General features: G+C 62.2%; 11 protein-coding genes and 1 pseudogene. 3 read left to right on the top strand and 9 right to left on the bottom strand.

The features are described 5' to 3' along the window. Positions 1-37: 37 nt before the first annotated feature. Positions 38-547 carry a winged helix-turn-helix domain-containing protein gene (locus IPV69_RS04770; RefSeq protein WP_206293771.1) on the bottom strand — a complete coding sequence of 170 codons (510 nt, stop codon included), beginning with the start codon at positions 545-547 and terminating at the stop codon, positions 38-40. 706 nt (positions 548-1,253) lie between these two features. Here IPV69_RS04770 and IPV69_RS27475 point away from each other — a divergent pair. Together IPV69_RS27475 and IPV69_RS04760 are read left to right on the top strand one after the other, a co-directional pair. After that, a pseudogene (locus IPV69_RS27475) lies at positions 1,254-1,439 on the top strand (transposase); the annotation flags it as partial. A 395-nt stretch (positions 1,440-1,834) separates the two neighbouring features. Next, positions 1,835-2,677, top strand: coding sequence for an IS5 family transposase (locus tag IPV69_RS04760; protein WP_206295638.1), 843 nt, complete (start codon positions 1,835-1,837; stop codon positions 2,675-2,677). Here the strand turns inward: IPV69_RS04760 and IPV69_RS27835 are convergent. The 8 genes from IPV69_RS27835 to IPV69_RS04720 all read right to left on the bottom strand — a co-directional run bounded on the left by IPV69_RS27835 (position 2,663) and on the right by IPV69_RS04720 (position 12,705). Further along, the gene (locus IPV69_RS27835; protein ID WP_390884393.1) at positions 2,663-2,791 is read right to left on the bottom strand and encodes a winged helix-turn-helix domain-containing protein; all 129 of its coding nucleotides are present in this window, start codon (positions 2,789-2,791) and stop codon (positions 2,663-2,665) included. The two genes, IPV69_RS04760 and IPV69_RS27835, sit on opposite strands and share 15 nt — an antisense overlap. Before the next feature lie 19 nt (positions 2,792-2,810). Beyond that, positions 2,811-3,083, bottom strand: coding sequence for a helix-turn-helix domain-containing protein (locus IPV69_RS27830; protein ID WP_206293769.1), 273 nt, complete (start codon positions 3,081-3,083; stop codon positions 2,811-2,813). A 471-nt stretch (positions 3,084-3,554) separates the two neighbouring features. Next, entirely contained in the window at positions 3,555-6,719 is a 3,165-nt protein-coding gene (locus IPV69_RS04745) for a PAS domain S-box protein (protein WP_206293768.1), read from the bottom strand. Between the two features lie 229 nt (positions 6,720-6,948). Beyond that, positions 6,949-8,145, bottom strand: a complete 1,197-nt coding sequence (locus IPV69_RS27110; RefSeq protein ID WP_261362008.1) for a UDP-N-acetylglucosamine 4,6-dehydratase family protein — start codon at positions 8,143-8,145, stop codon at positions 6,949-6,951. A 395-nt stretch (positions 8,146-8,540) separates the two neighbouring features. Continuing rightward, positions 8,541-9,644 (bottom strand): phospholipase C/P1 nuclease family protein, encoded by a 1,104-nt coding sequence (locus IPV69_RS04735; RefSeq protein ID WP_206293766.1) that lies wholly within the window; start codon positions 9,642-9,644, stop codon positions 8,541-8,543. A gap of 168 nt (positions 9,645-9,812) precedes the next feature. Then, entirely contained in the window at positions 9,813-11,036 is a 1,224-nt protein-coding gene (locus tag IPV69_RS04730; protein WP_206293765.1) for a hypothetical protein, read from the bottom strand. Between the two features lie 176 nt (positions 11,037-11,212). Then, positions 11,213-11,791 carry a hypothetical protein gene (locus IPV69_RS04725; protein ID WP_206293764.1) on the bottom strand — a complete coding sequence of 193 codons (579 nt, stop codon included), beginning with the start codon at positions 11,789-11,791 and terminating at the stop codon, positions 11,213-11,215. Positions 11,792-12,084: 293 nt separating this feature from the next. Continuing rightward, positions 12,085-12,705 carry a hypothetical protein gene (locus IPV69_RS04720; protein ID WP_206293763.1) on the bottom strand — a complete coding sequence of 207 codons (621 nt, stop codon included), beginning with the start codon at positions 12,703-12,705 and terminating at the stop codon, positions 12,085-12,087. Between the two features lie 495 nt (positions 12,706-13,200). Between IPV69_RS04720 and IPV69_RS04715 the strand changes: the two genes are divergently transcribed. Further along, the gene (locus IPV69_RS04715; protein ID WP_206293762.1) at positions 13,201-14,316 is read left to right on the top strand and encodes a hypothetical protein; all 1,116 of its coding nucleotides are present in this window, start codon (positions 13,201-13,203) and stop codon (positions 14,314-14,316) included. Positions 14,317-14,480: the final 164 nt, after the last annotated feature.

The following is a 14,480-nucleotide window of genomic DNA, read 5'->3' as shown; positions in this document are numbered from 1 at the left end:
ACGCGAACACGGCCGCCGTGCGGCTTGATGGCGTCGGCTACGGTCTGGACAAAAAGGGGGCTTCCTGCCTGAACCGTTCCATCTCCTGCGGGTCGGAGTTCTCATGCCGAGGCCGCGGCGTCAGGCAGGAATAGCCCAGCCGTTCCAACAGGTCGTACGCGCCGTCGAGGCTGTACTTGATACCGAACTCGCGTTCCAGGATCGCCACCACGTCCTTGCCGCGGAGGGTGCAGACGCCATCTTCCGGCCGCGGACCGGCGTCGAGACGGGCCATGAACTCGGCTTCCCGACCGCGAGGCAACTTGGTCGGACGGCCGGTGCTCTTGCCGGGCAGGAGGTTGTCGACGCCGCCGTCGCGGTACCAGTAGACCCAGTCCTGAACGCTGCGTCGCGAGCGACCGACGGCGGTGGCAATCTCGACCGCTTCTTTGCCATCAAGGGCAAGCAGCACGGCGCGGTAGCGATCCCGCTGCAGGGCTTTGGTTTCGACACTGGCCCGCCGCGTCAGTTCGGCGATGTCGCCCGGATCTCGTTCGCTCACATGCATGTCAGCTCCTTCCACGTGGAGCCGGATTCTCTCCGATCTGGAGCGCCAGCGCGAGGGGCTGCGCGCGGCAGTTATTCACGATCCGTCTCATTCATTGAAAGCAAGACCTAGTGCTTCATTGCAGCTGATTTGTGCGTTCGACCGATAGATCCACATTACCCCGCCATGGAGGACTGGTCATGTCGCTGGCTGACAGGGTTGTCATACGCCTCACTGACGATCAGCGGGAGACGCTGGAGTCGGTCATTCGGACCGGCAAGCGCCCGGCGGCTCTGATTCGCCGGGCTCACGTTTTGGTCAAGGCTGACGCCAACGGGCCGGACGCGTGGACCGACGAGCGGATTGCGCGGAGGCGTACGGCACCACGCGCATGACCGCGCGTCGCGTGCGCGAGCAGTTCGTCCACGAGGGACTCGAAGCGACCCTGCATCACAAGCGGTCGACCGGTCGTCAGTAGCGCAAGATTGACGGAGAGCAGGAGGCGCCGGAGGGCCGCGCGAAGTGGACGATGTCGCTGCTGGCGGAGCGGTTAGTGGAGATGAAGGTCGTCGACTCGATCGATCCGGCCATGGTCTGCCGAACGCTCAAAAAAACGACCTCAAGCCCCGGCTCAAGCAGCAGTGGGTCATCACACCCAAGAGCGGCGCGGCGCTCGTAGCTTCGATGGACGTGCTCGACGTGTACGCGCGGCCGTACGACGCGGTGCGTGCCGAAGCGGTGGCCAAGGCAGGTTGTCGTGATGGACAATCTGCCCGCGCACAAGACGGAACGGGTGAAGGAACAGATCGAAAGGGCCGGAGCGCGGGTCCTGCTGTTACCGCCGTACTCACCGGACTGCAACCCGATCGAGATGGCGATCTCGGAGGTCAAAGGCGCGCACAGGCGCATGGCGATCGGTGCGACGGAAGGATTTTCGAAGCGATCAGGACCGCGTTAGCAATAGTCACCACAGCCGGCCTAGTACAGCACCAAGACCGCATGCACGTCCGACGGAAGTTTCCGTGAGAACTGGTCCAGGAACACATTGATCGTCTGGGCTGACCGGGCGTAGAGCGAGTCGTACTGGGTCTGGCGGATCAAACAGGGCCGGAAGCCGAATTTGGCCCGCACGCGGGTGATCGTGCCGTGCGATCTGAATCTAGCCTCATACTCGTAATGGACCAGCACGCGTTGATCCGGGTGCGGCTGCTTTACCTGCTAGGCTCTGTCTAATGGATGCCAAGTTCGGCGCTCGTTAGGAATTGCGCTTTCTATTATTGCATGCCATGCTGCCTCCACACGGAGGTTCTGATGGCTCGCTACGAAATCACGGACGATCAATGGGCCCTTCTCAAGGACCTGTTTCCCAGGCAGGCTCGCGGCGGCAAGTGGCTCAATCATCGCACCGTCCTCAACGGCATGCTCTGGATTCTCCGCTCGGGCGCTCCTTGGCGTGACCTGCCCGAACGCTACGGCAAGTTCGGAACGGTCAACCAACGCTTCAACCGCTGGCGTCGCGACGGCACCTTCGACAAGATCCTCAAGGCCCTTCAGATCCGACTGGACAAGGCCGGCAAGATCGACTGGGACCTGTGGCTGGTCGACGGCACGAACATCCGCGCCGGCCGGGCCGCGGCCGGTGCTCGCAAAAAAAAGCACCCGCTCGACACCCTCGAACCCGACGACCACCATTTGGGCCGCAGCCGCGGCGGATGGGGATCGAAACTCCACCTGGTTACTGACGGCAAGGGCCTTATCCTCGGAGCCACCCTCACGGCCGGTCAGACGCACGAATCGACGCAACTCCACAACCTGATCCACAGTGTCCGCAGACCTCGTCGGATCGGCTGGCCCGATCAACTGGCAGGCGACAAGGGATACAGCTACGAATCAACTCGCGAGTTCCTCAAAGACTGCGGCATCGAGCCGGTCATCCCGCGAAAGAGCAACCAGAAACGCCCCATAGGCGAACGTTTCGACAAGAAAACCTACCGGAAACGATCCCGCATCGAGCAGGCCGTGGGCTGGTTGAAAGAGTGCCGGAGACTGGCCACACGGTACGAAAAGCTCGGACTAAGCTTCCTTGGCTTCGTAAAACTCGGAATCATGCTGAAATACTTGAGGATTCTGGGTCCATTAGACAGAGCCTAGAGCCACTCTGGCAGGAACTTCTTTGAACCGTTCCTGAGCCGCGGGATCGGAGCCGGGGTGGGAGGTGCGGGGCATCAAGTCTTTGTAGCCTAGCCAGTGCAGCAGCGCGTACAAGCTTGGCAGCAAGTTGAGCTTACCGAACCACTCGTTGATCTACTCCCGCAGGATCTGCCCGTTGTAAGCCGCCAGCCTCTCGTAGGCTCCCAGGCCGGCGCTCAATATCGCTTCGAGAAAGCTCTTCCTGCTGCCCCGACAAGAGTTTGGGCGTCGGCCGAGGCTGCTTACGCGGCCGCAGCAGATCCACCCCACCACGGCGGAAGCGTCCGATCCACTCTTCGAAGAACTGCCGGGAGCGGCCGACGGCGGTAGCGACCTGCTCGCGTTGAAGTTCAGCCTGACCCGCCAACCCCTGCCCGGTCCCGCTGATTGGCGTTCTGCTCAGCCCCGACTAAGGCGGCGAGAGTCTGGGCATCAGTCGGATCCTTCCGCTTGATCGTAACGACACACCTCCCTCCATGTCTGAGGTGCCATCTTGCCACCCGGGAGGCGGGGGCGCTAACGAACGAGCGCCGAACTGCACGCAGGAATTAAAGTGAAACTGGATTAATCTGACTAAGAACCTGTGGCACTTCGTGCGGAGCCACAACCTGAGCAACCGTATCTACGAGGAACACAAGGAGCTAATGGACGCAGGAACCGAGGCACACCGGAGACGTCCGAAGTCATCAAGTCGGTCTGTGGCTGTCCGTACCTTGAGCGCTGGTTGAACACGATCCGTATAACTCCGGAAGTCCCATGCCTAGTCGCCTCCGCCTACGTGACGCAATAATCGCTGCCGACGATCTCGAGAACTAAGCGAGTCAACGAACGGACGAATTCAAGTCTCCGCTCGCTTCGCCAGGGTGGCGACCATCGTGATCAGTTCGGCCGGTTCAACCGGCTTCACGACGTGCATTTCGAAGCCGGCGACGACTGCTTTCATGCGGTCCTCCGCCCGGGCATAAGCGGTCAGCGCGACGGCGGGCGTGCGCCCACCCCGTTCGGCGGGCAGGTCGCGAACACGCCGGATCAGCGAGTAGCCGTCCTCTCCGGGCATGCCTATGTCGCTCACCAACACGTCCGGGCGGTCGATCTGCAGGCGCTCCCACGCTTCCTGTGCCGAGGCGGCAGTCGATACCACTGCGTCGCAGTCTTCCAGCAGTCGTCTCACCAGGGCACGGGCATCGGACTCGTCGTCAACCACAAGTACCTTGACACCTCCCAGAGAGGCGACCGCGTCGGCGGATGCCGTCACCGGAGCTGGTACGGAAGGGTCATCTGCATCGGCAGACGATAGCTCTGGGTGAATGTCGGTACGCGGCAACGAGACCGTGAATGACGAACCAAATCCGCGACCGCTGCTCCGCACGCTAACGGTGCCGCCGTGCAATTCGACCAGCTGTTTCACGATCGCCAGCCCGAGCCCGAGCCCACCGTGACGGCGCGTGGTGGTGGCATCCGCCTGGCGGAAGCGATCGAACACGTGAGGCAGGAACTTACCGTCGATACCTTCGCCGGTATCGATGACATTGACTTCTACTTGCGCGTCAGTCCAATTGACGAGCACCTGTACGTGGCCGCCTCGCGGGGTGAACTTGACCGCATTGGTGAGCAGGTTCCAGAAGACCTGCTGAAGCCGGTTCGGGTCGCCCAGAACCAGCGCCGGCGCGCCGTCCAGCACATGGTGCAAGCGCACACCCTTGGCACTGGCTGCAGGACGGACCGTCTCCACAGCGACTCGAAGGATTTCGATCAGATCGAAACGCTGAACGTTCAGGTGGATCTTGCCGCTGATGATGCGGCTCATGTCGAGCAAATCTTCGATGATCTGTGTCTGCGCACGCGCGTTGCGCTCAATGATCTCAACGCCTTCCCTGACGTCCGCCGGGTTGCCAGGCCCTGAATTGAGAATCTGGGCCCAGCCGAGAATGGCGTTGAGCGGCGTGCGAAGTTCATGGCTGAGTGTCGCGAGGAACTCGTCCTTCATGCGGCTGGCCCGCTCGGCCTCGGCCCGCGCGGCCTGCTCGCTTTCCAGAAGCAACTGGCGCTCCTGCTCGATACGCCGGCGGTCGGTGATATCGATGACCGATCCGACAAATCCCTGGAACTCGCCGGTATGACTGAACCTAGGACGGCCGGCATCGATCACCCAGCGGTAGGCGCCGTCGGCTTGTCTCACGCGGAAGTCGACCGCATAGGGACACCGCGCCGTGTTGGCATCGACAAACGCTTTGGCTGCCGCAGAGCGGTCGTCAGGATGGGCTGCATTGACCCATCCCAGACCCAGCGCCTCTTCCGGCGTCTGGCCGGTCATCTCGTACCAGCCGCGCGAGAGAAACGAGCAGGAGCCATCAGGCTCCGTTACCCAGAGAATGGCTGGCGCGGTGTCGGCCATCTCTCGGAATCGGCGCTCGCTGTCCCGCAACGCCGACTCGATCTGCTTACTGCTGGTGATGTCCTTGAACAGGATCGCGACCTTACCGCCGGCACGATCACCAACTCTGAACGCATACACATCAAACCAGCGGCCCATCGCCTCAGACGATTCCTCGAATCGCACGGGCTCCCCGGAAACGACAACCCCGCCATAGACCTTCAGCCAGCGGTCCTCAAGCTCGGGAATCATGTCCAATGCTGTCCGCCCGATGGCGTTAACCAGCCCGGTCTGCGATTCGAATGCCGGGTTAATCTCGAGGAATCGGTAGTCGACCGGTTTCCGATCGGCATCGAAGATCATTTCGACCACACAGAAGCCCTGGTCGATCGAATTGAAGAGGGAGCGATACCGCTCCTGGCTTGCCCGCAGCGCCGCTTCCGAGGACTTCTGATCGTCGACGTCCGTACACGTGCCCAGCCACCTGATGATCCGACCGCTGGCGTCTTTCGCGGGCAATGCTCGAACGAGGAACCATCGGTACCGTCCCTCGGAATTGCGCACGCGAAACTCGGTGAAATACGGCTCTCCGGTTTGGATCGAGTGTGCCCAGGTTTCCGATACGCGACGAAGTTCGTCCGGGTGAAGGTGACTGTCCCAGCGAATTTCTTCGCCGGCTGTTTCAGGCATGCCGATGTACTCGAACCAGCGTCGGTTGTAGTAATCCACGATGCCATCAGGCCTGGCCGCCCAGGCGATTTGCGGAATTGCGTCGGCGATCAGGCGAAACTGCGACTCGCTCTGCTCGAGAGCCTGTCGCGCCCGAACCGCGTCAGTGACGTCAACGCCGTGGACGAAGATCCCCGAAATCTCACCGTGGACTTCGCGCAGCGGCTGGCAGACGAAGTTTACGAACCGCTCTTCGAGCTGCCCGTCGTTGCCGCGACCGAACCGTACGGGCATCTCCTGAGCGCTGAACGATTCACCTTTGCCGAAAACGCCGTCGAGTAACTCCCAAATGCCCTGACCAGCCAGTTCAGGAAGCGCTTCGTGCAACGGTTTGCCAATGATGCCGCGGCGACCCACCAAGCGGTAGTACTGCTCGTTAGCAACCTCGTAGACGTGCTGCGGTCCTCGTAGAACACAGATGAACGCTGGCGCCTTATCGATAACGGCTTCCAGCCGCGATCTCTCGTTGCCGAGCTCGTGCAACAGGCGTTGCTGGTCTATTTCGAGCCGGCGACGGTCCGTCACGTCGCGCGTGGTGCCGGCGATCAGCTCGACTTCGCCGTCCGGTCCGAGGACGGGCGAAAAGATGTACTCGTAAACACCGGAAATTCCGCTTCCGCCCGTAAACGGAACCTCTCCCTTGATCTGTTGCCTGGTGTCGATGACCTGCCTGATCTCGCGCAGGTGCATGTCGGCATGCCACTGCGGATATCCCAGTTCGATAAACGATTTTCCCAGCGCATCGTCATAGCAGGTTCCCCAAACTTCCAGCAGCCGGCGGTTGGCGTAGACGAAGCGGCCCTCAAGATCGAACACGTAGATGAAGTCGGGGGTCGTCGAGGAAATCGCATCAAACAGTCGTAACTGCTTCTGACGTAATTCCTTACTGGCAGTGATCATGGGACGCCGCTCCGAGCACAATCCGCCGGAGCGCCGATGATGGCGGGCCGTCGGGATTGGGGGCGATCATACCGACCCCAGGCAAGGGTGGTAACGTCAAATAAGCAACACAAAAACGGGTCGGCAAGAGCCCCAGGTGTGCAGCACCCTTGTGGTACAAACTTCCAATTTACATGTCCGATTTTGCATCCGTGGTCGGCAGTTTGGGTCACGGAATGCAACATCCCAGTCACGCCGCTTCTACTGCGGCCTGTTCGTTCGCGTCGTTGGTCGAGGCGACCAACCGAAGGACGGGGGTCTGTTCGGCGGCGGGGCGTGAAACCGTTCGGCCGACCGGCTGGTACTCCGGCACGCACGCCGCCAGCGCCGCCACCGCCTTGTCCGGCGAATCGACCGACCCCGCCAAGACCTCCAGCCCGCGCTCCACCTCGGCCGGATCGGCCGGCGGCAAATGCCAGACGCGAATCTTCTCGTGGCTCGTCCGAGCCGTGCGCTCGTCATCACGGGCGAGTTCTTCGTACAGCTTCTCGCCGGGGCGAATCCCGCTGAATCGGATTTGAATGTCGCGATCGGGCTCGAGCCCGTGTCGGCGGATCAGCTCGCGTGCAAGATCCAGGATCTTGACCTGCGACCCCATCTCCAGCACGAACACTTCCCCGCCTTTGCCGATCGCCCCGGCCTGCATGACCAGTTGGCTTGCCTCGGGGATCGTCATGAAGAACCGTTGCATCTCCGGATGGGTGACCGTCACCGGCCCGCCCGCCGCGATCTGCCGCTGGAAGATCGGCACGACACTGCCGGAAGACCCCAGGACATTGCCGAAGCGAACAGCGGCGAATCGGGTGGGAGAAGAAGGCAGGGGGCCACGAAGGCAGGACTGCACAAAGGATGCCGTGTCGTCGCTCTCACCCTCGTGCCTACGTGCCCTCGCGCCTTCGTGCCTGCTTGTACCTTCCTGCCTGTTTGTCCCCTCGTGCCTGCTTTTCGATTGCACATACAACTCAGCCACCCGCTTCGTCGCCCCCATCACACTCGTAGGGTTGACCGCTTTGTCGGTGCTGACCAGCACGAACGATTGCGCGGCAAACTCGCCGGCGGCATCGGCGACGGTTTTTGTGCCAAAGACGTTGTTCTTGATCGCCTCGCACGGGTTGGCTTCCATCATCGGCACGTGCTTGTGCGCCGCGCAGTGAAAGACCACTTGGGGCCGTTCGTCGCGAAAGATCTGCTCGATCCGCGACTTCTCGCACACATCGGCAAGGAAGGGGATAATCTCCGCCCCGATCCAGGTTTCGCGCAGCTCGCGGTCGATCTCGAACAGCGCGTTCTCGCACCGCTCGACGAGCAACATCTTCTGCGGGCAGAACCGCATCGCCTGCCGGCAGATCTCAGACCCGATAGACCCACCGGCCCCGGTGACCAGCACACGCTTGCCGGCGAGGAACCGCTGCAATTCGGGCGTATCAAGGTTCACGACCGGCCGGCCGAGCAGGTCGGTGGGCGTGGGTATCGCGAGCGCGTCGGTTCTACCGTCAAGCGGGCGGACCGCAGGACCAGGTTGCTCCAACTGCGGATGCCGGCGAAAGATGGACCTGAAGAGAGAGCGCACTGATTCTTCTATCGGCGTGCGCAACTCCTTTTGTTGAGGATGAATATCGGACGTCTGCAGCGCGCGAGGCGATCCCGTTTAGCGGTCGCACCGCAGGTGCACTGATCTCACGTTGCCGGCGGAAGGGTGCCGTCGCGCCGCCAACCAGGATATGCGTCGATACCCCCTATGAGTTCTGGCAAGAGCGTTGAAGTGCACCTGCGGTGCGACCGCTAATCGGGCTTACGAGCATGGGCCTCGTCCCAGGCTGCCAGCCATAGCCTTTCGATCCGCTTCACCGCCCAAGCGGTCTGGATCGCCTTCATCTCCATCACCGTCATTTCACGTCCCTGAAACGTACCTTTGCTTCGGAAGAAGACGCGGGTGTCGAACTCGCCGGCGGGGCCTTCAGGCTTCTCGGGTGTTCCGCCTTGCTTGGCGGCGGCCATAGCAGCACGGCCGATCATCGGCAGGGCATCGTAGCTGATCAGCGAAACCTCAATCGTCGCGCGGAACAGGTCCTTCGTTTCGACCGGGTCTTTGCCTTCGGCAAGCGCCTTCTCGAACAGCGGCCAGAACTCGGCCCGCAGATCGGCGTAGTCATCCTGATCGTCGTCGCACATGCGATACTCCATCTCCGCATGAACATTCGGCGACTTGCGGCCGTCGGTGAAGTACCGCGAACTCTTGTAGTCCTCGGTCGCGTGCTGCGGCTGCGTGTTGTCGGCGGCATAATGCGCCAGGTAGCCCGCCCACTTGATCGCATGTTCGTCCCGGGGGTACTGGCCGGGCGCATCGGTCATCTTGCCGGCTTTGATCGACTCGACGAGCTTCTGGTAACACTCCCGAACGCGAAACGGGAGGAAGCCGGCCCGCTCCCATCGATAGTCCTTGGGGTTGTCGGGGAAATCGGCAACTGTCGGTTTGTTCGACAGGTCGTGCTTGTAGATTCGCCGGGCGGAGTCGGCCATGAAGAACTCGACGTCCACGAAATGCATGAGCCGTTCGTGCGCGCCCCAAGGCTCGACCTTCTTCGACGGGTTGTCTCCCATCACCATCATGTCGGGCATCGTCGCCCAATAGGGCAGCGGATCGGTCGTGCGGACGAACAGGCCGATTCGTTCGTTCATGAACCACTGCTTTTCGGCGGCGATGTCCATCGGCTTGCCGAGCCCCTTGCGCAGCCACTCCTTCATCGCCGGCGGTGTTTTGGCATCCGCGATCAGCCGTTCGGCGGCGATGCGTGCGAACTGCATGTGCTCCTTGTTGCTCCAGGCGAACGCGGGAACCTGACAAAGGAGTGCAATCCCCACGGCCGTAAGAATGTTGAGTCGCATAGCGAGTGTTATAGCCGCAGCACCGAGGCTGGGGACAGACGTTTGCTGCTGGCTAACAAAACAGCGCCCCGGTCCCAAGGGACTTCGCGGCATCTCGTGCTGCTGGAGGGATAGGGGAGATCACTTCAAACCGATCGTCACAGGCCGACACAGGGCGACTTGGCACATCTACTTCGCTGCCACCGGTGGCGGGGCGGTTTCGGGCGGTGCAGGCGGCCATTGTCGGGGCTGCGTCTGGTACCGCTGCATGCGAATGAAATAGGTCGCCTCACCCTTGGCCGGCGCTTCGATGCCCTGCCAGGTTTGGCTCAGCCCTGGTACCGGGAACTGCACGGTAACGTCATGCCTGCCCGGCGGAAGTTCGATGGGGAGAACGAACGTCGTCCGCGGCAGCATCTCCCACTGGCGGATGTCGGCCTGGCTGGTTGCCTTTAACAGCAGACCCGCGCCGATCATCGCCAATCCTGCTGCCTGGTTATTGCGGTTGTTGCTGCGCATCGTCTCGTAGGCACCGACGCCGATCAGCCCCGTACCGACGGCTGACTTCACCGTGCGAATCGTATCGATGCTCTGCCACCGGCGGTCGGCGGCGAGTGCGAGCGTATCCACCGGCGGGCCGTCGAACGACGATACGTCCAGCCGGCGGCCGTCCACGAATACCATCGGCGGCGGGATGGGTCCGCCGTCGGCGGGTGTCGGCGCGAACCCGACGATCGCGCCGTCGAAATCCGTGACCTTTCGGGGGCCGTAGCCGAAATCGACAACCAGCAACACGTTAGACCGACGGTTCCGTTCCAGCTCCGCCACCGAAGCCAGGTAGCCGCGAAGTGAGACCGCCCGATCAAAGTTCTGCTTTGCCTTGGCGTCGTCGCCGAGCCGCTGCCAGCTTTTGCCCAGCATGAGATAGCCGAGGGCGAAGTTCGATTCGATCTCCCGATACTTGTCGTCGGCGTCTTTGCCTTCGCCGTAGTCACGAAGCTTGAACAGGCTGTTCTCGAACGCGCCGCGGGCGTTTCCGTAGTCGCCGCGCATGTAGTAGATCAGGCCGAGGTAGAAGTTGGCCATCGCGCGTTCGAACGGCTCGCCACGCCAGATACGGAGCTTTTCGTCGACGAGAACGGCGCCCAGGGTTCGTCCGCCGTCATTCACCCCGACACTATTGAGCACTTCGTAAGCGGCGAGGAATGCCGACTCGGCACGGTCGAGGTTGTACTCGGCCAGTGCCGCCGACCCGAGGCGGACGTTGTTGAGGACAAAGTTCTCGTCGGTCTTCACCGCGAGCGGCTCCAGCATCTTTGCCGCCCCGGCGTAGTCGCCCCGCGTGTAGCTGGTGAACGCCATCCGCCCGACCTGATCGGACTGCGTGGCGCAGCCGGTGACAAACACGAACAAGAGCGAAAGGAACAGGGCGGCGCCTACACGCCGGGTGGCAGGTGCAAGCGTATCCGCTTGCGTGTGACGTACGCCGCAGCGCGCCCACCACGGGCAGGCGAGTACGCCTGCCCATGCCACCCCTGTCACACGGTTCGGTACCGGGTGCCCGGGGCTGAACATTTGGACGATCTCAGTCATCGATCCAAGAACCCCTTTACCGCGACCTTCTTCACTTCGTACTTGTCCGTCCAGAGCGTTGTTCGGCGATCCAGGTCGGTGAGTTCATAAACGCAGAGGTAAGAACTTGTCCGGCGGTTCGAATCCTCTTTGGTCAGCGAATAGAACTGTGCCCAAAGGCAGTAGCGCGGGTTGACCGCATCCGGCGACGGGCCCAGTTGCGCTTCGAGTTCGGTCGCCCGCAGGCGATAGAATGTCTCGCGGTTGATCACCCAGGTGAACTTGTCGGGAGCCTGCTTGGCAAGCAGGAATCGAATGCGGGCGATGAACGCCTCGGCTTCGCCACGCGGCAGAATTTCGCCGGTCATCCGGTTCTCCACCGGCTGAACGACGACCTTCAAGGTCCCTTCCTTCCCGATCGCCGACTGCACGTCCGGATCGGCGACCAGGCTGGCAGCCATCTGGTCGGTCATCTGCTGGAGATCGAGGCTGTCGAGTGCGGTATTGGTACCGACAGCGACGGCGCTGGCGCAGCCGGACATAAGTGGCATGGCGGCGAACAGGATCGCGAAAGCGGCAAGTCGAATTGAAAACAAAGGCGACCTCGTGGAGCGACGTTTGACGATCGAAGCCCGAAGACCCAACACGAAGGCACGAAGGGCACGAAGTGTCACGAAGAAGCGACGGAAAAACCCTTCCTGATCCGAACGGGCTTGTATCCGAAGAGAGATGTGCCGAGTTGGAGCCGTGGCTCCCATTTGGCAATGACTTTCGGAGTACCTCAGGATGACAGTTTTGGGCTCTTCTTCGTGCCGCTTCGCGACCTTCGCGCCTTTGTGGTCAATCTTCTGCTCGGGAACCAGCGATGCGGCTTTTCAGCCTAAAGCGGTCACCGCGCAACTTTCACTTCGTACGACCCCGTCCAGGACGTTACCCGGCGTTTGAGGTCTTCGACGCTGAACTCCATCTGGTAATAGATCGTGCCGCGGCGGGGAAGATCGCGGACGACGCCCGTCATTGCGTAGTCTGGGCTGACCGCCGCGGGGGCGGCCCGGCCGCCGCCGTCTCCCTGGCCGAACGGATCCTTGCCCCCGCCTTCAAGTTCTTTGTCGCGCAGGTTGTAGAACTTGTCGCGATTGGTCACGAGCGTCACACGGCCCCGGCCCTGCTTGGCGATGCGCGCCTTGAGCGCCTGGAGGAAGATGTCGTAGTCGGTTGCGAACGACTTGTCGCGGGTCTTGTCTTCGATGCTCGTCACGACAATCGTCCATTGCTCCCGGCTGCGGTTCAGTTCGGGGTCGCTCAGCAGATCGGCAGCCATCTGGTCTGCCGCCTGGTTGATGTCCCGGCTCTGCAGGCCGCGGTCACGGTTGTCCAGGTCATCCACCGAGGGCCGCTGCTGACCGTAGTCGTGCGGCTTGTCCGTTGGCTGGCAGGCAAGGCCGCCTGCGCCAAGCAGGGTGCCGGACAGCAGAATCAGACCGAACCGATTCTTTAACGAGCGACTCATGACGATCTCCTTCGCTGATTGCATATCGATGTCGTTAATGGATGACCTGAGGTCGTACCGGCCAACATTAGCCCACCCAGCCGCCGACGGCCAGACGGCGGGGGGCATCGAACACCATCATCGGCAACACGCCGGTCCGACAACAGCGATCCATGGCCACTGATCAGGCCCTGGATCAGACACCGCCGGCGATGAAAGGGCAGGAATTGGCCCACGGCATCGGCGGGGGCCGGCGTTTCAACTTCTAATCCGATGGTATCGAATGGATTAAGTGCCGATAAGCGCCTGGCGAAGGTCAACCATCCTTTGCTTTGATCCTGTGTCTATGATGTTGCGGGTGGGCCGTCCGGCATGTTTTATTGGCGCACTATTGGCAGCCCTCGGATGACCGCCGCCACCTCGCGTTGGAAGGAGCTGATCGTGCCCATGACTGATTGTCTCGCACGTCGCGCATTGATAAACGTGCCTCGGATTCGTGTGGCCGGGGTCGCAGCCTTGGGCCTCATTGCGCTGGCGGGTTGCCAGTCGTCGCCGCCGCCGCCGTCGCAACCACGGCTCGGCCCGGTCGGGCAGATGGAACGCCGAAGCTACCCGGACCCGGTAAAGCCGTTGCCCGGGCCGGATAGTGCCGAGTCGCCGGCTCCGCCGTTTGCTGATGTGCCGCTCGTCTACCAGCGTCCGCCGGAACAGAAGATGTTCGTTGACGGCTACAACGCCGTCGGCCGACCGAAGCTGGCGGTATTCGTCAACCGGTCGTTGTTGGGCGATGCACTGCCAATAGAGGCGGCCCCGGTCGCCGAGCGGGTGCCGCCGAGCGGCGTTGATCCGATCCGGGGCAATCCCTTCCGCGACGAACACGGCCAGGACATCACCTACCTGCGGAGCGGCCAGTACGACGAGGCGTCGGCGAAGCAGATCGACTACGCGACAATCGAAAACGTAATGACACAGTGGCTGGCGTGCGAAGGGCAGACCACAATCGCTTCGCCTGCAGTGGTGCGCGAGCGGCTGAACGCCGACGAGATCGGCAAGTTGCAGCAGGGGCGCACCCGGCAGCTGGGCGAACTCGCGAAGGAACTGAACGCCGACATCCTGATCTATGCCCAGGCAAGGCCGACGCGCCAGACCGAACGCGGCCTGGAGATCCGCCTGAATGTGGAGGCGATTAACATCTCCCATGGCGAGCAGATCGCCCGGGCAACGGTGCTGATCCCACCGCCGCTGGATACGGAGCGGATCAACATGTACACACGGTTCATCGCGCGAAAGCTGATGGCCGACATGGCGATGACCTGGTCGGGGCCTGGCCCGGCTCGGCAGCAGACCGATATCCGCCCGGCACTGCCGACGGTTCCGGAACCGACACCGATCAGTCCCGGAAGGCAACCCGTCGCGCCGCCAGTTGCGCCCGCCGAGCAACCGGTTCAACCCAAGGTGATCGATCCACCGCCCATCAAGCCGGCGGTGCCGAGCGACCCGAAGCCCGCGCCCAGCGGCGTGCCGGCAGAGAAGCCTTCTGTTCTTGACCGTCCGGAGCCGCCATCGGCGACCCGGCAGCCCGATGCGGACTTCCCGCCGCCGCCAGCATCGGCCAGGCGGAACCCGGAATGAGCCTGTGTCTTGCCTGATCGGCGACTTCTTGACGAAAGGTCCGGAGTGCGATTCAGTTAGCGAGCGGAACAAGCCGATTGAGAGACGTCAGGACTTTAGGGAATTGTACCTCGCGCCACTGATGAGCGATCGCACCGATGGTGCACGCACATCGGCCGCAGTGT

This window comes from Humisphaera borealis (assembly GCF_015169395.1).
GTDB classification, from domain to species: Bacteria; Planctomycetota; Phycisphaerae; order Tepidisphaerales; family Tepidisphaeraceae; genus Humisphaera; species Humisphaera borealis.
This window is presented reverse-complemented; position numbering and strand designations above follow the sequence as displayed.